This window comes from Mariniflexile sp. TRM1-10 (genome assembly GCF_003425985.1).
Lineage (GTDB): Bacteria > Bacteroidota > Bacteroidia > Flavobacteriales > Flavobacteriaceae > Mariniflexile.
On the sequence record NZ_CP022985.1, the window covers coordinates 4626125 to 4648438 of the forward strand.

General features: G+C 35.2%; 21 protein-coding genes and 1 tRNA gene. 12 read left to right on the top strand and 10 right to left on the bottom strand.

The window, feature by feature from the left end:
- Positions 1–107 precede the first annotated feature (107 nt).
- Positions 108–1472: a transposase gene (locus CJ739_RS20675; protein WP_117172267.1), complete on the top strand. Its 1365-nt coding sequence runs from the start codon at positions 108–110 to the stop codon at positions 1470–1472.
- Positions 1473–1707: 235 nt separating this feature from the next.
- Here the strand turns inward: CJ739_RS20675 and CJ739_RS19035 are convergent, their stop codons facing one another.
- From CJ739_RS19035 to CJ739_RS19045, 3 genes are all read right to left on the bottom strand, one after another.
- On the bottom strand, positions 1708–2046 hold the full coding sequence (locus tag CJ739_RS19035; RefSeq protein ID WP_117178216.1) for a DUF4870 domain-containing protein: 339 nt from the start codon (positions 2044–2046) through the stop codon (positions 1708–1710).
- Between the two features lie 71 nt (positions 2047–2117).
- Entirely contained in the window at positions 2118–2585 is a 468-nt protein-coding gene (locus CJ739_RS19040) for a cytochrome c family protein (protein WP_162880270.1), read from the bottom strand.
- A gap of 102 nt (positions 2586–2687) precedes the next feature.
- Positions 2688–3533 carry a universal stress protein gene (locus CJ739_RS19045; RefSeq protein ID WP_117178220.1) on the bottom strand — a complete coding sequence of 282 codons (846 nt, stop codon included), beginning with the start codon at positions 3531–3533 and terminating at the stop codon, positions 2688–2690.
- Positions 3534–3993: 460 nt separating this feature from the next.
- Here CJ739_RS19045 and CJ739_RS19050 point away from each other — a divergent pair, with 460 nt between their 5' ends.
- The 5 genes from CJ739_RS19050 to CJ739_RS20680 all read left to right on the top strand — a co-directional run bounded on the left by CJ739_RS19050 (position 3994) and on the right by CJ739_RS20680 (position 8910).
- Positions 3994–4767 carry a DUF3108 domain-containing protein gene (locus CJ739_RS19050; RefSeq protein ID WP_117178222.1) on the top strand — a complete coding sequence of 258 codons (774 nt, stop codon included), beginning with the start codon at positions 3994–3996 and terminating at the stop codon, positions 4765–4767.
- Between the two features lie 11 nt (positions 4768–4778).
- Positions 4779–5159 carry an FUSC family protein gene (locus CJ739_RS19055; RefSeq protein ID WP_117178224.1) on the top strand — a complete coding sequence of 127 codons (381 nt, stop codon included), beginning with the start codon at positions 4779–4781 and terminating at the stop codon, positions 5157–5159.
- 128 nt (positions 5160–5287) lie between these two features.
- Positions 5288–6340, top strand: a complete 1053-nt coding sequence (locus CJ739_RS19060) for a M28 family peptidase (RefSeq protein WP_117178226.1) — start codon at positions 5288–5290, stop codon at positions 6338–6340.
- Between the two features lie 62 nt (positions 6341–6402).
- Positions 6403–7413 (top strand): M28 family metallopeptidase, encoded by a 1011-nt coding sequence (locus CJ739_RS19065; RefSeq protein ID WP_117178228.1) that lies wholly within the window; start codon positions 6403–6405, stop codon positions 7411–7413.
- Between the two features lie 132 nt (positions 7414–7545).
- Positions 7546–8910 carry a transposase gene (locus CJ739_RS20680; protein ID WP_117172267.1) on the top strand — a complete coding sequence of 455 codons (1365 nt, stop codon included), beginning with the start codon at positions 7546–7548 and terminating at the stop codon, positions 8908–8910.
- A gap of 228 nt (positions 8911–9138) precedes the next feature.
- On the opposite strand, the gene CJ739_RS19075 is transcribed toward CJ739_RS20680, so the two are convergent.
- Together CJ739_RS19075 and bshB1 are read right to left on the bottom strand one after the other, a co-directional pair.
- A tRNA-His gene (locus CJ739_RS19075) sits at positions 9139–9214 on the bottom strand.
- A gap of 114 nt (positions 9215–9328) precedes the next feature.
- Entirely contained in the window at positions 9329–10048 is a 720-nt protein-coding gene (gene bshB1 / locus CJ739_RS19080) for a bacillithiol biosynthesis deacetylase BshB1 (protein ID WP_117178230.1), read from the bottom strand.
- A gap of 340 nt (positions 10049–10388) precedes the next feature.
- Between bshB1 and CJ739_RS19085 the strand changes: the two genes are divergently transcribed.
- The 3 genes from CJ739_RS19085 (at position 10389) to CJ739_RS19095 (ending at position 14645) form a co-directional block, all read left to right on the top strand.
- The gene (locus CJ739_RS19085) at positions 10389–12230 is read left to right on the top strand and encodes an SLC13 family permease (protein WP_236951559.1); all 1842 of its coding nucleotides are present in this window, start codon (positions 10389–10391) and stop codon (positions 12228–12230) included.
- Positions 12231–12265: 35 nt separating this feature from the next.
- Complete coding sequence (pckA, locus tag CJ739_RS19090; protein ID WP_117178232.1) at positions 12266–13897, top strand: phosphoenolpyruvate carboxykinase (ATP); 1632 nt, start codon at positions 12266–12268, stop codon at positions 13895–13897.
- 73 nt (positions 13898–13970) lie between these two features.
- Positions 13971–14645: a DUF2490 domain-containing protein gene (locus CJ739_RS19095; protein WP_117178234.1), complete on the top strand. Its 675-nt coding sequence runs from the start codon at positions 13971–13973 to the stop codon at positions 14643–14645.
- Here the strand turns inward: CJ739_RS19095 and CJ739_RS19100 are convergent.
- The 5 genes from CJ739_RS19100 to CJ739_RS19120 form a co-directional block, all read right to left on the bottom strand.
- Positions 14640–15239 carry a TMEM175 family protein gene (locus CJ739_RS19100; RefSeq protein WP_335645413.1) on the bottom strand — a complete coding sequence of 200 codons (600 nt, stop codon included), beginning with the start codon at positions 15237–15239 and terminating at the stop codon, positions 14640–14642. The two genes, CJ739_RS19095 and CJ739_RS19100, sit on opposite strands and share 6 nt — an antisense overlap.
- Before the next feature lie 356 nt (positions 15240–15595).
- Positions 15596–16888: a bile acid:sodium symporter family protein gene (locus CJ739_RS19105; protein ID WP_117178238.1), complete on the bottom strand. Its 1293-nt coding sequence runs from the start codon at positions 16886–16888 to the stop codon at positions 15596–15598.
- 3 nt (positions 16889–16891) lie between these two features.
- Positions 16892–17554 (bottom strand): aspartate/glutamate racemase family protein, encoded by a 663-nt coding sequence (locus CJ739_RS19110; RefSeq protein ID WP_236951560.1) that lies wholly within the window; start codon positions 17552–17554, stop codon positions 16892–16894.
- A 19-nt stretch (positions 17555–17573) separates the two neighbouring features.
- Positions 17574–18974, bottom strand: a complete 1401-nt coding sequence (locus tag CJ739_RS19115) for a four-carbon acid sugar kinase family protein (protein WP_117178242.1) — start codon at positions 18972–18974, stop codon at positions 17574–17576.
- 5 nt (positions 18975–18979) lie between these two features.
- On the bottom strand, positions 18980–20221 hold the full coding sequence (locus CJ739_RS19120; RefSeq protein WP_117178244.1) for a ribulose-bisphosphate carboxylase large subunit family protein: 1242 nt from the start codon (positions 20219–20221) through the stop codon (positions 18980–18982).
- A 212-nt stretch (positions 20222–20433) separates the two neighbouring features.
- Here CJ739_RS19120 and CJ739_RS19125 point away from each other — a divergent pair, with 212 nt between their 5' ends.
- The 3 genes from CJ739_RS19125 (at position 20434) to CJ739_RS19140 (ending at position 22216) form a co-directional block, all read left to right on the top strand.
- The gene (locus tag CJ739_RS19125) at positions 20434–21090 is read left to right on the top strand and encodes an HAD family hydrolase (protein ID WP_117178246.1); all 657 of its coding nucleotides are present in this window, start codon (positions 20434–20436) and stop codon (positions 21088–21090) included.
- 606 nt (positions 21091–21696) lie between these two features.
- Positions 21697–21936 carry a ribbon-helix-helix domain-containing protein gene (locus CJ739_RS19135; RefSeq protein WP_117178251.1) on the top strand — a complete coding sequence of 80 codons (240 nt, stop codon included), beginning with the start codon at positions 21697–21699 and terminating at the stop codon, positions 21934–21936.
- The gene (locus tag CJ739_RS19140) at positions 21929–22216 is read left to right on the top strand and encodes a type II toxin-antitoxin system RelE/ParE family toxin (protein WP_117178253.1); all 288 of its coding nucleotides are present in this window, start codon (positions 21929–21931) and stop codon (positions 22214–22216) included. Before CJ739_RS19135 ends, CJ739_RS19140 begins: the two co-directional genes overlap by 8 nt.
- Positions 22217–22314: the final 98 nt, after the last annotated feature.

Genomic DNA, 22314 nt, shown 5'->3' on the forward strand with positions numbered 1-22314 from the left:
TAATAATATAAACTATTGTTTTTCAATAAAATAGGTATTATATTAGAAGGAACAAACCCCGAAATTGCTCCAAACGGGCCAAAAACGGGGTTTTCTTTTAAAGTGTGATGCCAAAAATAATACGTTTAAGCGAATTTCAATACGAAATTCCAATTTTCGCCATCAATAAAGATTTTGATGGATTTTATGCCCAATTTCTAAAAACCGATTTGGGCAAAATTTACCTTTCCACGCCTTTTTCCGAGCTTGGTCAATCTTTCAAATTGAAAGATTCTAAAAAAGGAACCCATTGCTATTTTAGTCCCAAAGGGAAAATTGCCCTGATGATGCTCAAAAACTATTATGGATGCTCGGACAAGAAACTGATCGAGCTTTTGAATGGAAATATTTTCATGCAGTTTTTTTGCGATATTCTAATTCCCATCGATAAACCGCTGACCAACTTTAAGATCGTGAGCCAAATCAGGATGGAGCTTTCCAAGGGTTTAAATATTAGAAGATCCCAAGAAGTACTTGCCAAGAACTGGATTCCTTATATGAAGGACCTGGACAAAATGTTTACCGATGCGACCTGTTACGAGAGCGAAGTGCGTTTTCCAACCAATCAGAAATTGCTTTGGGAATGCGTTCAGTGGAACTACAGACAAATGGAATCCTTATGCCGCACTTTGAAAATCAAATTGCCCAGGACCAAATATCTGGATTGGTGCAGACGCTATAACGAGTATTCGAAAAAACGAAAGAAACAATCCAAATACCGCACAAAAGTAACCCGAGGGTTACTGAAATTACTGTACAAACTTAACGGTGCACTGGGTCAGATAGAAAATCAATATCCATTTGAATCCACCGCTAAATACAAGCGACAACGATCCATTATTGCCAAAGTTTACCGGCAACAGGCACAAATATTTAAAACAGGAAAAAGTGTTCCCGATAGAATCGTAAGCATCAGCAAAAGTTACATTCGTCCAATTGTGCGGGGCAAAGAAACCAAACAGGTAGAATTTGGAGCAAAAGTGAACAAAGTTCAAATAGACGGAATCAATTTTATTGAGCATATCCAGTACCGTGCCTTCAATGAAGGGACCCGTTTGCAGAGCAGTGTATCTTGCGCCCAAAACCTGACCAAGACTAAAATAAAAATACTGGGGGCAGATGCTATTTATGCTACCAATAAAAACCGAACATTTACCTCAAGTCGCAAAATCCAGACCGATTTTATCAGAAAAGGAAAGGCTGGTAAAAACGAAGAACAGCGTAAAATTTTGGCCAGAGAAATCAAAAAAGAACGTTCCACACGTCTTGAAGGAAGCTTTGGTAAAGAAAAAGAACATTACAACCTGAAAAAGATCAAGGCCAAAACCCAAAAGAGCGAGATTCTCTGGATTTTCTTCGGAATCCATACAGCCAATGCTCTTGAAATTGGAAGAAGAATTTACAGCTCTCGATTTAAAAACTTAGCTGCTTAAAAAAACGAAAGCTAACTTCGATGGGATACTTGTGTCCTGTTGGAAACAAAAACGCATTCTTTTCTATAAAATTATCCTTAAAAAACTCCAAATAACAAAAATGACCGATTTTGAAAATCAAAATCGGTCATTTTTTATGTTAGTTTTACTCAAAAGTACTCTTACTTCTGAATGTGCCTAATTATTTGATGGTCTTTTAAATTTATCTTTAAACCTACCCCATTACAGGAATTTATTAATTAATAAAAGTAAAAGATAAAGGGTATTTTGGTATTTCGCCATTACTAGTCTTTATGGCATTTATTATAGGAAATATAATAGAAATAATGCCCAATACAATAAAACCTAAAATACCTAAACCAAGTAGTAAAATCAATGGGATACATATTATAAAATACACTATTAAACTTAACTGAAAATTTACTATGTTTTTACCGTGCGCATCCATTTGATACACTTTGTCTTTTTGGGTAAGCCAAATTATTAACGGTATTAACAAACTACCAAAACCTGTTACTAACGTAACCAACTGGCTTAAATGGGTAATTACTAAAAGTTGATTATCTTCTCTCATGATGGTTATTTTTTTGATTGATATTTATATGACGAAGAAACAAAAAAAATGTTACATAATTTAGAGTGGATTTATCGCATACCTTTCATTCCCTTACCCATATTTTGATTCATATGTTCTTGAAACCATTCTGGTTCTTCAATGTCATTATCAAAAATATAATCGGCTATTTGTTCAACATCATTTTCCGGGTATGGCAATTTTTGCATCACACCAAAACGTTTGACAGCTCCAAACATTTTAGCATCTTTTTCGCTAGGGTTTTTAATCCAGTTTTGGATATCGTTTATAAATTCATCCTTAGAAGTGTCTTTAAAAATATAGCGCATTTTAATAGCTATCATGGGTGGTCCAAGTCGGTTTTCTTCCGGCGTTTTTGCATCATGACAAGCATAACAATACATTTCCATAAGTTTTTTTCCAGGATGCGGATCTGCTTTTTTCCCATAAAAATCCGCAGTATTCATGTTGATTGTATATCTATTATCCTTACAACCAATCATACTGAAAACAAGCAATCCAATTATTAAATATTTCATATGTAAGTATTTATTGTTTTAATTTGGTCAGATGGAACACACTGAATAATCCCCTTATGTGTTTGACTACCATTCTCATGGGGTATCATCTGTTTCTAATAATTAATTTTGACTGTTTTTCATTACCAAAAAAGGGATATCAATATTATATGCCATATTTTCGAAAGCATGCTTATTAAATAAACGTTCAAAAAAAGAGTATTTATTTACGGTCATCGCAATCATTTTAATAGCATTTGTTACCGCAAATTCATGTACTGCCTTATATACGTCATTATCATTTACCTGTAAATATTTAAAAATGGGGTATCTAAAATTCGATTTAAAAAAATCAATACCGCTATTAAGTTCATCAGAATAAGCGTCATCACAAATCACATGTAAAACATACAGTTTACTGTAGTTTAAAGACACCATACTTGACAACAAATTAAAATCATCCTTTTTATATAGTTTTTTAAAACTAGTTGTGAATGCTATTTTTTCTAAACCCGAAAATTTACAATTATCTGGTATTGCCAAAACGGCGACATTGCTTCGTTTAATGACATGAACCGTATTGCTTCCAAAAAGCACTTTTTTTAAACCCGATGCTCCTTTGGTTCCCATAATTATTAAATCTATTTTATATTTTTTTGAAACCTGGTTGATAGAATCTACAAAATTGTCATAATCTACAATCGTTTTAAACTGATGCTTTTCGTTATTATATCGGGCTTCTATTTTTGCTATAATATTGGTGATTGATTTTTTTGCTGCATCTACAATGGTATTATAAATTGTTGCCGAAGCATTGGCAACCATAATATCATCTGAAATGAAGGAAGATGTTTTTTGCACATTAAGAATATAAAAAACACATGGCACATTCTTATAGAGTTCCATAGCGTAATTTATAGCGTTTATTGAGTTTTTAGAAAAGTCGGTTGGTAACAATATAGCTTTCATCTGTTAATATTTATTGTTTTTCAATTGTCAGATGGAACACCTTTAACAATCATCCCCATGTATGAACAACTGTTCTCATGGTGTTTCATCTGTTAATATTTATTGTTTTTAATTTAGTTAGATGAAACACGCTGAATAATCATCCTCGTGGTGTGAATGCAATTCCCATGGGTGTTTCATGTGTATATTCATTGGTATTTAAGATGACATACTCACTATTATTTTCTAATTAGTTAAGGTGTTTCGTTTATTCAATTTTAAAAAGCTAGCATAATGCAATACTTTAATAATGAAATTGATAAACAATAAATATACAGGGAGTTCACAAAAAAAACTATGACAAATGTCAGTTAGCAGGGCTCAAATATTTAATACAAAAAAAAATTAGTATAATATCTTAAAGCATTGTATTTTCGGCACAATAAATGCTAATTGCTCCATTATAAATTAATTTAATTATATGACTCGAACACTCATTCATTTTGTTTTATTTTTAAGCTTAACCGCTCCACTTTTTGCTCAAAACAAAGCTATAGCAGCTGGCGAAAAACTTACCTATACGGCTTCGTACAATATGTCTGGCGTTTTAACAGATATTGCCCAAGTAATAATGGAAACTACCCAAGTTAAAACATCAAAAGCTACACTCTTAAGACTAAAATGTACAGCAGCAACCTATAGCAAATGGGACAATTTCTTTAAAATTAGAGATTTATACGAAAGTTATGTAAACCCCCATAGCTTAACGCCGTACTTATATAATAGAGACGTGAATGAAGGTAACTATTTCAAAAACATGAAATACACTTTTAACAATAGCGCCCATACAGTGAAATCTGTAATGAAAAGAAAGAATAATTCCATTAAAAACAGTAGCATCAAAATTAATTCTGGAACAAAAGATATTGTGTCTACTTTATATTATATGAGAACTTTCGATTACAAGAGCATGCCTGTAGGCACAAAAAAATCGTTCACCATATTATTTGATAATGAAGAAATTAAAGGCATTATAACCTATTTAGGCAAAGAAACCATCTCTACAGCTATTGGTAAAAAAGCATGTTACAAATTGGCTGTTGGTTCTAGCGAAACTCATGTTTTACAAGGAAAAAACAATAATTTTTTATGGTTAACTGCCGATGAAAACAAGATAATTGTTTATGGTAAATTTAAAATACCTGTAGGCAATGGCGAATTAAAAATTAAATCGGTTTCAGGTTTAAAAAACTAAATTTATAACAGATGAAAAAAGTATTTACAATTTTAGCCATCATAGCTTCTATTTTAGCTATTATTTTTTCTGTACTGCCAATTTCAAATTTAGCAGTTTTTCCTGCTGCTTCGGCGTTGGTTTTTGGTGGTATTGCTTTTTATTTATCAAAAAGAGCTGGTGAGGTTAAAAAGATTATTCAATTTACTTTTTTACTAACCACATGTGCTTTAGCAATAACCACCTATAAAGCATTTTTTATTAAAACAGAAGTGGCAAACACCGAAATTCTAAACGAAAAAGAAGCACAATTTGAAGAAGAAGCCATTGAAGAATTGGAAAATTTAGACATTGAAACATCTGAATTTGAGGATGTTGAAAATAATACAACAGATTTAGATATAGAGCAGTAAGTAATTTCTTCTTTTATCGTATCTTTGTAAAACAATTTAATAAATGAAACTAACATTCTAAACGTTTTCCTGCCCCAGAGAATGGTTTTACTGTAAGTTATAAGATAACTAAACAGCATAATTTATATATGAAAACCTTTTTCATACTCTCTGCATTTACGTTAGTTGGCACTTGTGCCACACCAAAATATACTGCAAGAATACAAAGTATTAAAGACAGTATAAAACTAGAAGACAGCACTTTAGTTATTAATTATGCTAATACAATAACATCCAAGGAATTAAGCACTCATTTATATGCGTTTTCTTCGAAAGATTTTGAAGGCAGGCGTGTGGGCGAAATTGGGCAAAAAAAGGCGGCAGAATTCATTAAAACGTATTATCAAAAAGAAGGCATTAAATCGCCTTTAGGAGTTAACAATTACTACCAATCTATACCTGAAGACTTTTTTTCAAATGGTATTAAAGCTTCCGAAAATGTTCTTGCCTATATAAAAGGTTCTGAAAAACCAGACGAAGTGATTATAATTTCTGCGCATTTAGACCATCTTGGGGTTACCAATGACGGACAGGTAAACTGTGGTGCCGACGATGACGGATCGGGTACCGTAGCTATCATGGAAATAGCACAGGCTTTTAACATTGCAAAAGAAGAAGGGCATGGACCTAAGCGAAGCATTCTTTTTTTGCATCTCACTGCCGAAGAAATTGGAAAACGAGGTTCTGAATACTATGTTCTTAATCCTGTGTTTCCTTTAGAAAACACTGTTACCGATCTTAATATTGACATGATTGGTAGAGTTGATGATATTCATAAAAACAATGAAAATTACATCTACCTTATTGGCTCAGATAGGTTAAGCAAAGAGCTGCATTACCTTTCTGAAAAAGTCAATAACGCCTTTTTTAATATAGATTTAGATTATAGGTATAATGCCGAAAGAGACAAAAATCAATATTATACCAGATCAGACCACTACAATTTTGCATGCAAAGACATTCCTGTAATATTCTATTTTAATGGCGAACACAGCGATTACCATCAACCATCCGATACACCCGATAAAATAGCATACGATTTGTTAGAAAAACGAACTAAACTCATTTTTGCAACGGCATGGCAAATAGCCAATCAATCGAAACGTCTTCAGATAGATGCCAATAACCAATTCCTAAATTAATCTTAAAAATTGCTTTCTATAATTCATTTTTGTATTATAGTATAAAATTAACGCCTCAACAAATGAAAAGAACAATCTTGCTTTCTTGCATCACTTTACTAATAGTAAGCTGTAGTACCTGTCAAAATAAAAACACTGCAAACAATGCTGACAAAGCCACAGATTATGCAAAAACCATTACTGAAAATAATTTAAAAGAGGCACTTTACATCTATGCTTCCGACGAATTTGAAGGCAGAAAAACAGGTGAACCAGGTCAAAAAAAAGCTGTTGAATTTATTAAAAACCACTATGTTGATTTAGGAATACCTTCACCAATTGCAGATGGTGATTATTTTCAAGAAATTCCTGAAACATTCTTTTCTAATAATGCAAAAGCTTCTGAAAATGTATTAGCTTATATAAAAGGCTCAGAAAAACCAGATGAAGTTGTTATAATCTCGGCGCATTTAGACCATATTGGTATTTCAAGAAACGGAAGTATAAATAATGGCGCCGATGATGATGGCTCTGGTACTGTTGCCATTTTAGAAATTGCCAAAGCTTTTAAAGAGGCTGCAGATAAAGGTCATGGTCCTAAACGTAGCGTACTCTTCTTGCACGTAACAGGAGAAGAAATAGGGCTTTATGGCTCACGCTATTATACCGATGTAGATCCTATTTTTCCTTTAAAAAATACGGTAGCTAACTTAAACATAGATATGATTGGACGTGTCGATCCTAAACACGAAAACCAGCGCAATTATTTATATTTAATAGGTTCTGATAAATTAAGCCAAGAGTTACACGATGTTTCTGAAGCTGTTAATAAGGCATACTTTAATATGGAATTTGATTATACCTATAATGATGATAACGACCCAAACCGTTTTTATTACCGCTCCGATCATTATAATTTCGCAAAAAATGATATTCCTGTTATTTTTTATTTTAATGGCATCCACGCCGATTACCATAAACCAACCGATACCCCTGATAAAATTCAATATGATTTATTAGAAACCCGCGCACGCTTGATTTTCCATACCGCTTGGGAATTGGCTAATAGGGATAAGCGGATTAAGGCAGACTAAAAACTAAATTTTTGAGGCATATTCATAATAATATAAACTATTGTTTTTCAATAAAATAGGTATTATATTAGAAGGAACAAACCCCGAAATTGCTCCAAACGGGCCAAAAACGGGGTTTTCTTTTAAAGTGTGATGCCAAAAATAATACGTTTAAGCGAATTTCAATACGAAATTCCAATTTTCGCCATCAATAAAGATTTTGATGGATTTTATGCCCAATTTCTAAAAACCGATTTGGGCAAAATTTACCTTTCCACGCCTTTTTCCGAGCTTGGTCAATCTTTCAAATTGAAAGATTCTAAAAAAGGAACCCATTGCTATTTTAGTCCCAAAGGGAAAATTGCCCTGATGATGCTCAAAAACTATTATGGATGCTCGGACAAGAAACTGATCGAGCTTTTGAATGGAAATATTTTCATGCAGTTTTTTTGCGATATTCTAATTCCCATCGATAAACCGCTGACCAACTTTAAGATCGTGAGCCAAATCAGGATGGAGCTTTCCAAGGGTTTAAATATTAGAAGATCCCAAGAAGTACTTGCCAAGAACTGGATTCCTTATATGAAGGACCTGGACAAAATGTTTACCGATGCGACCTGTTACGAGAGCGAAGTGCGTTTTCCAACCAATCAGAAATTGCTTTGGGAATGCGTTCAGTGGAACTACAGACAAATGGAATCCTTATGCCGCACTTTGAAAATCAAATTGCCCAGGACCAAATATCTGGATTGGTGCAGACGCTATAACGAGTATTCGAAAAAACGAAAGAAACAATCCAAATACCGCACAAAAGTAACCCGAGGGTTACTGAAATTACTGTACAAACTTAACGGTGCACTGGGTCAGATAGAAAATCAATATCCATTTGAATCCACCGCTAAATACAAGCGACAACGATCCATTATTGCCAAAGTTTACCGGCAACAGGCACAAATATTTAAAACAGGAAAAAGTGTTCCCGATAGAATCGTAAGCATCAGCAAAAGTTACATTCGTCCAATTGTGCGGGGCAAAGAAACCAAACAGGTAGAATTTGGAGCAAAAGTGAACAAAGTTCAAATAGACGGAATCAATTTTATTGAGCATATCCAGTACCGTGCCTTCAATGAAGGGACCCGTTTGCAGAGCAGTGTATCTTGCGCCCAAAACCTGACCAAGACTAAAATAAAAATACTGGGGGCAGATGCTATTTATGCTACCAATAAAAACCGAACATTTACCTCAAGTCGCAAAATCCAGACCGATTTTATCAGAAAAGGAAAGGCTGGTAAAAACGAAGAACAGCGTAAAATTTTGGCCAGAGAAATCAAAAAAGAACGTTCCACACGTCTTGAAGGAAGCTTTGGTAAAGAAAAAGAACATTACAACCTGAAAAAGATCAAGGCCAAAACCCAAAAGAGCGAGATTCTCTGGATTTTCTTCGGAATCCATACAGCCAATGCTCTTGAAATTGGAAGAAGAATTTACAGCTCTCGATTTAAAAACTTAGCTGCTTAAAAAAACGAAAGCTAACTTCGATGGGATACTTGTGTCCTGTTGGAAACAAAAACGCATTCTTTTCTATAAAATTATCCTTAAAAAACTCCAAATAACAAAAATGACCGATTTTGAAAATCAAAATCGGTCATTTTTTATGTTAGTTTTACTCAAAAGTACTCTTACTTCTGAATGTGCCTTTTGAGCACAAAAAAAGCCTTTCAATTTCTTGAAAGGCTTTTGCTTTTTGGGTGGAAGACCGGGCTCGAACCGGCGACCCTTGGTACCACAAACCAATGCTCTAACCAACTGAGCTACAACCACCATGTAGCATGCATTATTAATGCGAGTGCAAATGTAACTGATTTCAAGCTTTTCTACAAAGACTTTTTTGAAAATTTTAAACTAATTTTATAAATAAAAAACTGTTTATTGATAACTATTTCAAATTGAATAAACTATCTACAGCAACAAAACGCTCAACATTAAAACCTTCGGCGTACTCTACACCCACTAAACGCCCCAAATCCCTGGCGCGGTATAAAATACTATCGGTAAAATTTTTACTGGAAATAGGCGTTTCTGGTTCTTTACTGTTGGCATCATAAAATTGTGTTTTATATGCCAATACCGCTTTCATCTTGGTTTCCATAAACTCAGAAACATCAACAACAAAATCGGGTTCTAAATTTTTCCACTGTATATAATGGTACACATGCTTGGGTCTCCAGGCATTTTGCAATTCGCCAGTTTCAGTTTTTGTTTCAATTTTCACAAGTCCGCTTAAAAAACAGGCATCACTTACCAATTTACTCCCTTTACTATGGTCAATGTGCCTATCATCAATAGCATTACAAATAACTATTTCTGGTTGGTACTCACGTATTTTATTAATAAGAACTAATTGATGTGTTTTATCATTGTCAAAAAAACCGTCGGCAAATTTCAAATTAAGACGCATCGATACGCCTAATACTTTAGATGCATTTTCGGCTTCTTCAAATCTTGTTTCAGCAGTGCCACGCGTTCCTAATTCGCCTTGTGTTAAATCTATGATACCTACTTTTTTACCGTTTGCTATTTCTTTTGCTATGGTGGCGCCACAACCTAATTCGACATCATCTGGATGTGCTCCTATAGCAAGTATGTCTAACTTCATCTTTTTTAAATATTTTATAACAAAATTAACGCTGTTTATTTAATTATTTAGTCCTTTTTCTTAAAGTTTATAAAATGTTAAAAGTATAATTCTAAATAAAAACAACACAATACCTAAAATTCTTAATTACGAATACGTTTTCGCTTACTTATTACACATCAATTATAGCTTAAATATACCAATAATTTAAATATGCTATACTTTATTAAAGCCTGACTTATGTCATGCTTTTTAAACATAATACAGCCTAATTTTATCCTGTAAACTACTGAAACAACCTTGGATTACAAACATTTACGGTTGCTTAATAAATTGTAAACTTAATAAACAATTATTAGATATGGTACCTTTAATGCTCACCATTTTAGCAATAACAATACTACTTTTTATTTGGGGAAAATTCACGCCAGATGTTGTTGCACTTATTTCGATGTTAAGTCTATTCTTAACTGGAATTTTAAATATTACTGAAACTTTAAGCGGATTCAGCAATCCAACTGTGATATTGATTGCAGCACTATTTATTGTAGGAGAAGGCATAGCGCAAACAGGCTGGACTGCCATAGCTGGCAAAAAATTTGTTGAATGGGCCGGCAAAAGCATCCCTAAATTATTGTTTATGATAACATTAGGCGCTGGTTTACTTTCTGGCTTAGTAAGCAACACAGGAACGGTTGCTACCCTAACGCCTTTAACAATTTCATCGGCTTGGAGTATTGGTACACTACCATCAAAGATGCTCATGCCCTTAGCATTTGGATCAAATACGGGAGGCTTACTAACACTAACAGGTTCGCCTCCAAATATCATTGCAAGCAATGTGCTAATAGATGCAGGATACAAAGGATTTTCATTTTTTGAATTTGCTCTAATTGGACTGCCTCTTTTAATAGCCACTTTGCTATATTTCAAATATTTAGGATACAAATTACTTCCGAAGAACAAAACAAATAATCGACCCGTAAATATTGAATCTACCCTACACAATTGGATTGAAGCGTATAAAGTAGATAACGATTATTATAGATTACGTATAAGATCACTATCGCCACTTATAAATACAAAATTGGAAGATTGGCTATTTGAAAAAAATTACAATGTTTCCATCATTAGAATAAAAAGAAGGCATCCAAAGGTGTTAAAAGGCATTCATACGTTTGAAGAATTTCCAAGTCCGCAGACCGAATTATATTACCACGACATCATTACTGTTAAAGGGGAAACTGAAGCCATAAACAAAATAATGATTACTTTCAGATTAGGACTTCTGCCTCTAGAACCCATTATGGATGAGCTTAAACACAACCTTATAAACCAAGAGGTTGGTATGACCGAAGTAATTGTAAACCCTAATTCTATTTTAGTTGGAAGAAAATACAAACTAGGGGATTATTTTAAACGATTTGGTATTCAATTATTAGCTGCCTCAAGAAACAACAAACCATTACAAGATAAAGAGATTGTAGTAAAAGCTGGAGATGCTTTTTTAATTAGAGGTACTTGGGAACACATTGATGAACTAAAAAAGCAACATGAAAATTTGGTAATAATAGGAAGCCCCGAAGGCATGGCTAAAAATATTGAAAACCTAAATTTTAAATCTTACATCGCTTTAGCTTCATTACTAATAATGATTGCGCTTATGGTATTCGATATAGTTCCTGGCTCTATTGCTGCTTTAATTTCAGCTGGCATTGTTTTACTCACTGGCTGTGTACCGATTTCCAAAGCTTATAAAGGCATTAGTTGGACCAGCGTGGTTTTAATTGCTGCCATGTTGCCGATGGGTATTGCGTTGCAAAAAACAGGCACTGCACAACTTGTAGCTACTGGCCTAGTGGATAATTTAGGTGCGATACACCCCATAGTATTATTAGCAGGGGTCTTTTTACTAACAACTTTATTTAGTCAAGTTATAAGTAACTCAGCGACCGCCGTACTTATGGCTCCTATAGCCATGCTAGCAGCAAGCTCATTAAACTTAGCGCCCGAGCCGTTCATGATGGTGGTGGCCATAAGCGCTTCAACAGCATTCTTAACACCTATTGGAACGCCAACCAATGCTATGGTAATGACTGCAGGAGGCTATAAGTTTTTAGATTACTTAAAAGTTGGAACCCCTTTACTACTGCTACTTTTTGTCATAACACTGATACTAGTGCCAATTATTTGGCCTTTTTAAAATAAAATATTAATAAGAACTTTAAAATTAAAAAAATGAATGATGCAACAACACTTAAACCACAAAAAAGCTTGGAAAGCTATGGTTTAAAAAACGTAACCGTACATTGGAATTTACAACCCGAAGAACTTCAACAAATTACAGTTGAAAAAAACATGGGCAAAGAAACTGCAAACGGTACTTTAGCTATTAATACAGGTAAATTTACAGGACGTTCTCCCCAAGACCGCTTTATTGTAAAAGACGATTACACGAACGAAAAAGTTTGGTGGGGTAAAACAAATAAACCTGTATCACCAGAAAACTTTAAAAAACTAAAAAATGAAGTGATTAAATACCTTTCAGGAAAAGAACTTTATGCCAGAGATGGTTATGTATGCGCCGAGCCAGAATTTAGAACAAATATAAGAACCATTACGGAGCTTCCTTGGTCTAACTTATTTGTATATAATATGTTTTTAAGACCTAGCAAAAAAGAGCTAGAAAACTTTAAAGAAGATTGGTTGGTACTTTGCGCACCAGGCTATGTTTGCCCAGACCCAGCCGGTTTTGGTATCCGCCAAGGCAATTTCTCTATTATAAACTTTACCGATAAAATTGCTTTAGTAGGAGGATCTGCCTATACCGGCGAAATGAAAAAAGGTATTTTTTCTGCATTAAATTTAATTTTACCTGTTGAAAAAAACGTACTCCCCATGCACTGCTCTGCAAACGTGGGCAAAAAAGGCGATACAGCTATTTTCTTTGGTTTATCGGGTACAGGAAAAACAACCCTATCTGCCGATCCCGAAAGAAAGCTAATTGGTGATGACGAACATGGATGGACTGCCGATAACACCATTTTTAACTTTGAAGGTGGTTGCTATGCTAAAGTCATTGATTTAACCGAAGAAAAAGAACCAGATATTTTCAGGGCCATTAGACCTGGAGCACTACTTGAGAACGTGGTGCTTAAAGATAACGGTGAAGTCGATTATATGAATAGTAGCATTACCCAAAACACGCGTGTAAGCTACCCTATTTACCATATAGACAACATACAGGAAACCTTGTATGCCAATAACCCAAAAAACATATTTTTCCTCACATGTGATGCCTTTGGTGTATTGCCTCCAGTTTCTAAACTAACCCCTGGTCAAGCTGCCTACCATTTTATTTCTGGCTATACCGCAAAAGTAGCTGGTACAGAAGCTGGTATTACCGAACCTGTTCCATCGTTCTCTGCTTGCTTTGGAGAACCTTTTATGCCTTTGCACCCTGCGGTTTATGGCGAAATGTTAAGTAAAAAAATGCAAGAAGCAGGTGTTAATGTATGGTTGATTAATACAGGTTGGAGCGCAGGCCCTTATGGTGTAGGTTCCCGTATCAAATTAAAATATACCAGAACTATGATTACTGCCATACTTAATGGTGAACTCGATCATGTAGATTACGAGCAAAATCCCATCTTTGGCTTATTTATGCCTAAATATTGCCCTGGAGTTCCAACAGAAATGTTAGATCCTATGAATACTTGGTTACAAAAAGGCGCATACATTGGAAAAGCGATTCAACTAGCCCATTCATTCCACTTAAACTTCGAGAAATTTGCACATCAAGCATCTCAACAAATTATAGAAGGTGGACCACTAATTGATGAACACCATCATTTAGAAGAACACATTTAACAGGTACTTACTAGCCGTAAAAGGAGCTCAAACTGAGCTCCTTTTATCTTATTAAAATTCAAATTTTTAAAAAATGAAAACGATCACAGCTTTTATAGCTCTTGCTCTTGCTATGCCCTTATGCCAAGCACAAAAAACCCCTGAAAGCTCCTTAGGCGCTTGGTATATGCTTGATGCAACCCACGCAGTATCTAACAAAATTGGCATTAAAACAGGTGTACAACTAAGATCCTACGAAGTTTTTAACAATATAAACCTCTTGTTTGTTTACACAGGAATAAATTACAAAATAAGCAAAAACACTACTTTCACCCTAACTTATGGGTATTTGGATATTGACAGAACTTTTACGGATATTGGTTTTCCTCACCTCTATGAAAATAGAATTTACGAACAATTAAGCTATAAACACAAACTTAATAAATTACCTATTTCCCATAGATTAAGAATAGCGCACCGTTTTTTGAATTTTGCGCACAAATTGGATACGAAACACCGACTGCGCTATTGCTTAGGTTCAAAAATAGCCTTGACAGAAGATTATTTTTTAAATGTTAATAACGAATTTTTTGCCAATCTAAAAAAAGACACAGCTAGAGAAAATAGACTTTACGCTGCCGTGGGTCTAAATATATCCAAAACCAATAACATACAATTGGGGTATTTAAACCATAAGATAAACGGACTAAATTTACACAGATTACAAGTGGGTATTTTTATTAAAACCGATTTGAGAAAAAAACTATAAACCGTTTTTAAAACGTTCCTCTTTAAGCTTGTTTTCAATACGCTTATCTGGTATTAACCACATAATAGCTACAAAAACAAACATAAAACCACTGATCCAAACATTAAAAAATGCCGAAATAATACCTGTAATATAAAGTATTGGAGATGCTTTCCCTTTTAAATCTTTTCCTAAGGCTTTAGATAGAATAGAATCTTTGCCATGACTTTTGATAATTAAAAATTGTAATACAAAATAAGCGATTGCTGCACCCAATAAAACGACGCCATACAAAAACACCCCTGCTGTTGTAAAATGGTTTTCTCCCATCCAACCTGATACAAATGGAATTAATGATAACCAGAATAACAAATGCATGTTTGCCCATAAAATTTTGCCCGTTACATGCTTAACGGTTTGCATCATGTGGTGGTGGTTATTCCAATAAATGGCGATGTAAATAAAACTAAGAATATAGCTTCCAAAGACAGGTAGCAAGGGTTTTAAATCTTCAAAAGTTCCACCATGGGGTACTTTTAATTCTAATACCATAATGGTTATAATGATTGCTAAAACGCCATCGGTAAATGCTTCTAATCGTCCTTTTGTCATCATTGAAATTGGTTTTTGATGTGTCTAATATAGTAACATATTTATATTCACAAGTTAATATTTTAAATCATTAGTCCCTGATTGAAGATTCAAAGTTGCAAAGTTGCAGAGCTACAAAGTTTCAAAGTTTCAAAGTTTCAAAGCTGCAGAGTTTCAAAGCTGCAGAGTTGCAGAGTTGTTATGGCTCAAAAAGAAACCTGCTATTTCAAAATCTGTATTTGGATTAAATTCCACTGCAACTGAAAACTGCGACTGAGACCAACTGCGACTGAACTGAACACTGAACACTGAATACATATAGACTAAATGAGAATAAATTGATATTCATATGTCGATCCGATAGGGTAACGCCAAAAAAATTATGCCGTATCCTCTTTAGAAACTATTTCTTCTTCTTTCTTCCTCCAATAATTTGCCAATAATGAGCCTGAAATATTCATCCAAGGGCTGAAAACCGCTGCCGCCAAACCAACCGTTGCCAGTTTTCCCATAGAACCAGCTAATCCTGATGCCATACCGCCATTCTGCAAGCCAACCTCTAAAGCGACGGTTCTGCATGAATCTTTATCTAACCCTAAGGCTCTACTAATCCAATATCCAAAAGTATAGCCTAATGCATTGTGTATAATAGATGCTAATAGTATAAAAATGCCTATGGTAAGTATATTATCTCTACTTGCTGCGGTGGTCACCGTTGTAAAATACACAATACCAAACATAGAAAGTATGGGCATAAAGTTATGGATTGTAGGTTTGAAAGTAACCAAATGGTAATAGAGCTTACCCACAATAACGGCCCCAAAAATGAAATTGATTAGTTCTACGATTTGCATCGTACTTTCAGATGAAAGAGACTCCAAAAAGTTCCAAAGTCCAAAAATCATAGCCAACAACCAACCGAATGCTACAAAAAAGGCTGTATTAATACGTTTTCTGGCTCCTTTGAAATCTTGTGAATAAACATCATAAAGTAACGCTGCACCAATAGGCACAATCACAATTTTTATAATTTGCATACACATGTCTATAAAATCAATTTCAACATAGGTACCTGCCAAAAGTTTCATCATTAATGGCGTCATAATAGGTGCCAATAAGGTCGCTACAGCCGTTAATGTTACCGAAAGCGTTAGGTTCGCCTTGGCTATAAAAACCATAACATTAGAAGCCAACCCGCTGGAGCATGAACCTATAAGGATGATGCCCGCTGCTATTTCAGGTTCAAAATTAAATATACGGGTTAACATATATCCTACTATAGGCATGATGGTAAATTGACAAAGAATCCCAACCAAAACCCCTTTCCCCATGGTTTTGATACCATAAAAATCCCTGATGCTCATTTGCGTGCCCATACCAAACATAACGACCTGGACCACAATAAGTATGAGCCATTTGTTACGAAGATCGAAACTGCCCCATTGTAGAAAGGCGGATGGATAAAACATGCCACAAACAATAGCGACTAAAATCCAAGCGGTGTACTGGTAGCTTTTTAAAGCTGCTACCGTCCGCATACCAACAGACAAAGCAATTGCTGAAATCACAGATAGTGGCGCTATAAAGTTTTCCCAATCAATTATTATAGCTAATAAAAGAGCAACTGCCGAAATAAGCCCCAACCATAACGCATACTTTTCAACCTGCTTCATAGGCTATAAAATGTTGGCTAAATATTCCATAGCTATTTCTGGGCTAGCTAAAATCGGTACTTTTTTATCAGCTTCAGAGAGTTGCCCCACAACCCTAGCCATGGATGCTTGTGCCAATAAAATAACATCTACTTTTTCTGTTAATTCCTTTAAAGCCGAAGCCACCATTTGGTCGTGTATCTCTGGTTTGCCTCCCATTAAAGCTTCAAAAGCGCCTTCACATAGTTTTGAGGTTATTTCTACATCCTGATTTAAAATAACGGCTCGTCTTCTAACCAAATCGCTTGTAGGTTCCAGAGTTGTTGGCAACGTTGCTATCACACCTACTCGCCTACCCAATTGTACTGCTTTATCTACCATAGGTTGATCGACACGCAACACAGGTACTTTTGTTAATGGTACCGAACTTTCTACCGCAGCACCAATGGATGAACAGGTAACCATGATATAATCGGCACCAGCTTCTTCCGCAGACCCAACATAGTTTACAACCCTACGCGAGGTATCGGGTGTTACTTTACCACGCTCGATGGTGTTTTTTATTAAACTATCATCAACGATATTAAATATTTTAATGTCTTTCCCTTTTAAATGTTTATCAATTAAATCTTGAAATAGAGGCACTAAAGTTGCCGATGTATGTATTAATGCTAATGTTTTTGCCATGATCTATGTTTATATATGTTTAAATTGATTTTTTGCCTTTTTGTAAAGCACCGAAATAGGTTTCATCGCCCACTTGTCCGCCTTTTAAATTAACTTCTATATTGTTTACTGGTGAATTTGGTGCCAATGCCCGACACATAGGTGCTCCCGTAAAAACCGGAGCTATCATTTCCACAGCTTTAATGCCCAATTCCCTGGCGACATAACTTGAGGTGTCGCCACCCGCAATAACCAATCGCTTCACTGGAATCTGCTCTAAAGCACGTCTTGCCGATTGCCCTAAAATTTTACCGAAACGTTTAGCAGTTTGTGAACGCATTTTTTGCTCGTCCCAACCTTGTTTATTGAAAAATGATTTGGTTTCTTGAAATCTAGAATCTTCAGGGCCTTTTGATGTATGTAGAATAACGCTTTTACCTGCCTTTAAGAAGGTTGCTATTTTTTCCTGATAGTCGTTAATCAACTTTGCTTCTAATGCTTCGTTTTCCAAAGCTTCAACTGAAACTGCTATGTCTTCAAATCCGTTAGCAACTGCCCAATTAATTTGAGATGCCGTAACTGGAGATACACTTCCCGAAAGTACCAACATCGGGTAACATGCTTCTAATGGTTTCCAATCATGGCGTAGTTTCAGTGTGCCTGTTTTCGCCCAATAATCACCCAAAGCTTTTTCTATACCAGACGAACCAACCGAAAAAAGTGGTGTGTTTTCATCAACTTTAGCATCAATAACTTCACCTATAATTTGCATTTGGTTTTCGTACATCGCATCAAAAAATACGATCTGGTTACCTGCTTCTATGTCATCCGAAAGTTTTTCTTTTATTTCTGAAACATCTTTACTTAAATCCATCAAATCGATTAACCCCATTGGCTGATTGATTTGCTTTGATAAATGAACTCTTAAATCACTTTCATGCGACGGGGTAATAGGATGTTTACTCATAGACGGGTGCCTATCCAACCTGTAAATAGCGCCTTGGCTGCCAATCCCCATACGTGCATATAAATGCCCGAATGCTGAATAACGCCCTAAATTGGGTGCTGCCACTAAAATAGGCGTGAAGTCATTCTTAAAAGCATTTACGCCACACTGAATGGCGGTTCCTATATTTCCTATTTCAGGTGAAGAATCGAAGGTTGAACAGACTTTGTAATGTACATGACGTGGCTTTAATTCTTTTAAAGATTGAAAGGCTTCGTCTAAAACCTTGGCCATGTCATCAGGAATCATGGCACGCGTCATTCCCGCAACACCAATGGCATCCAAATCTTTGAATTGCTCCAAAAGTTCTGTGGTTGGATTTTCAAGAAAAAGCACGGTTTTTGCACCTGCTTTACTTAAAAACTCAAGGGCATCGGTAGACCCCGTAAAGTCATCACCATAAAAGGCCAATAAAATATCTTTAGTCTTTCCCATGAAGCTTAACCAAATTTAACCACAGATTCCCCAAATTCTTTATACTGCTTCGCTGTTTCTTCTAAAGTCATGCCTTTTACGGCAGCATCCCAAGCTTGATGCAATGCCCGTACACCTCCCGCAGGACCCGATGGATGTGCCATGATACCACCACCGGCCATATAAAGTAAATCGGTTGTATGTGTTCGTTTATAAGTTTCAAAAGCTTGTCCGCCCCATTGCCCAGAAGATACTACAGGAATAACGGACTCACTATTTAAAAAGGGTGTGTGGCACGATTTTATGGAACGTACCACGGCATCGTCTGATTCCCAAAACTTATTCTTTATCCCATTCACATGCATTTGATCGACACCTGCCAATCGCCAAATTTTATTGTATGCCGGGAAGTTTATACCTAAAAGTGGGTGCCTGTTTAGCATGCCCCAACCATTTCTATGTCCATGAATGGAGAGCTCTCCCCAATCACAGACTTGCTTCACTCCTGCCCAACCAACACTGTTAATACTTAGCATCGCACAAGTACCTCCCGCATTAACAACCGTTTCGTAATTGGTTTTCATCGTATCTAAATCGCCCGTAATATTAAAGGCGTACATGATTTTTTTACCTGTTTTATCAGCATAATCATTAATCACTTTCATAATCTGTTCAACTCTAACTGCAAAAGGCGAGTTTCCTGAAGACGCTAGCAGCTCATCATCTTTAACAAAATCAATACCTGCTTCAGCCAACGTTTTAACCAAATTGGCTGTATATTCTGGGGTTAAACCTACACTTGGTTTAATGATGGTACCAATCATGGGGCGTTCTGGTCCAACACTCGCTAGTTTTTTAGTGCCGTTCATGCCATAATTAGGCCCTTTAAAATAGCTTTTATAAGACTCTGGCAACTCAAAATCGTCTAATTTAAGCCCTGTAAACTGACGTAATTCATATAAATTGCCTTGAAGTGTGGATATCAATGTTGGAATATTATATCCAAAATTTTCTACCGACCAAGATACGGTCACCTTGGCCTGTGTATAGGTTTTGTTATCAATTATTTCGCCTGGCATACTGGGTACGGAAACCTCATCCAATACTACAATAGCTTCAACCCGAGCTGCAAAACGTGTTTTAAGTTCGTCTGTTTCACCGGGAACTGACACAAAAGTGCCACTAGATTGTTCACCTGCAAGTACTGCCGCGGCTTGTTCTACCTTATAAGGTGTTTCAATAAAATATGTTGCTTGTATTCTCTCCATTTAAGTTAAATTTCTAAAAATCAGATAGTTTTATGCATAGAACTCGTTTAAACTTTTCAATTTATCATTCTAACATGTAATAACTTGCTAAATGTATAAGTTTTTAATTAATTTTTATTTTATAATTAAACTTCGACCTTTATTATAAACCCAAGAACCAGATTTTAGGCTATTGTTTTCTATTCTTTTATCTTCGCAAAAAAAAAATTGAAATGCTAAAAGCCGTTATTTTTGATATGGACGGGGTTATTATTGAAAGCGAACCTCTACACCATTATGCTTACCACAGGATGTTTAAGGATGTGAATGTTAAAGTATCCGACTCATTATATGAAACTTTTACGGGAAAATCGACTATTAACGTTTGCAAACAAGTCTGTGAATGTTTTAATTTAAAAGAAACCCCAGAATACTTAGTGTCGTTAAAAAGAAAGCATTTTGATTATGTTTTTAATAACAGTACTGATTTCGATTTAATTGAAGGTGTTTTGGATTTAATAAAAGATTTACACCATCATGGTACCACCTTGGTTTTAGGATCGTCTGCCACCATGCCGAGTATTGAGCGTATTTTTAATCGGTTTGATTTAAATCAATATTTTATTGCAAAATTGAGTGGCGCCGATTTAAAACAATCGAAACCGCACCCCGAAATTTTCATTAACGCTGTTAAAGCTTCTGGTTTTAAAGCTGATGAATGTATTGTCATTGAAGATTCTACCAATGGTATTGAAGCCGCTAAAGGTGCTGGCATATTTTGTATAGGTTATGATAGTTTCCACTCAAAAAACCAAGACTATAGTAAAGCCGATTTAGTAATAAAAAAGTTTGAAGAAATTGATTTTGATAAAATTAAAAAATTACTCTAAGAGACTGATTAACGATTGATGATTGACGATTGACGATTCCCCTTTCACGAATTCACCTTTCACGATTCACGATTTGAACCTCCCTGATTATAGTTGACCAACAACCAACAACCAACAACCATTCCCGATTCCCCTTTCACGAATTTCTGATTAACGATTAACGATTGATGATTTAGAATTCAGAATTATAAGATTCAGCAAGAACAGAACCCGAGAGGTTAAAAGATGTTTTAAAACGATGACAGGACGCTATTCCCGAATCCCCTTTCACGATTCACCTTTCACGATTGCCTGAACAAACGGCGAACGAAACTAAACCAAGACTGCAGTCATACCCTATAACAATATCACTTTTTTTAATAATTGCTTTTCTTATTTGGAAGCTTACTGCTGATTATAGAAAAAAGGAATATCGTAAAAAGATGTGGAAACTAGCGAGAATTTATTATTGGAAAAGTGTAGTTTTCGTTAGTACTGGAGTTACAATTCTAATAATGTTTTGTTTAAAATGGTTAAACGTTTTGACTTTGTTGTAATTTACTTAATTAATCATAAAATTTGCACTTGATTCGATTTTGGTGTATTTTTACATCAAATAATAAAATTATGTCAAGACAAAGTATATCTTTTACAAAGCCGAACGACGAGTGGTTAAAAGCCCAAGTTGACAATAAAGAATATTCAAGTAAAAGTGAGTTAGTTAACGATTTAATCAGGCAAGCCCGAAAACAACAAGTTCAAATTGACTGGATTAGAGCTAAACTGGAAAAAGCTGAAAACAGCGGATTTACTAATGACAGTAAAGAAAGTATTCTAGCCCAATCAAAGTCCTTGCTAAATGGCTAAATACAAACTGACAAATGAAGCTAAAAATGACTTGATTCGAATTCACCATTACGGAGTTGAAAAATTTGGAATGACCCAAGCGGACAAATATTTCGAATCTTTTTTTGAATATTTTGACATTATTGCCGAACGACCTTTTTCCTTTGAATCCGTTGACTATATTAAAAAAGGATATAGACGATGCGTATGTGGAGTTGATAGTATTTATTATAAAATCAATGAAAACATTGTCGAAATAATGACAATCATCGGAAGACAAGATTTGAATGAAAAATTATAACTGAGATAATAAAAAACTGCGTACAATAACTAGCGTTTGCATGGTCGGTACGCCCCAACATGTACGCCCTGTTGACTAAACCGGCTCTTAGCCCGTGA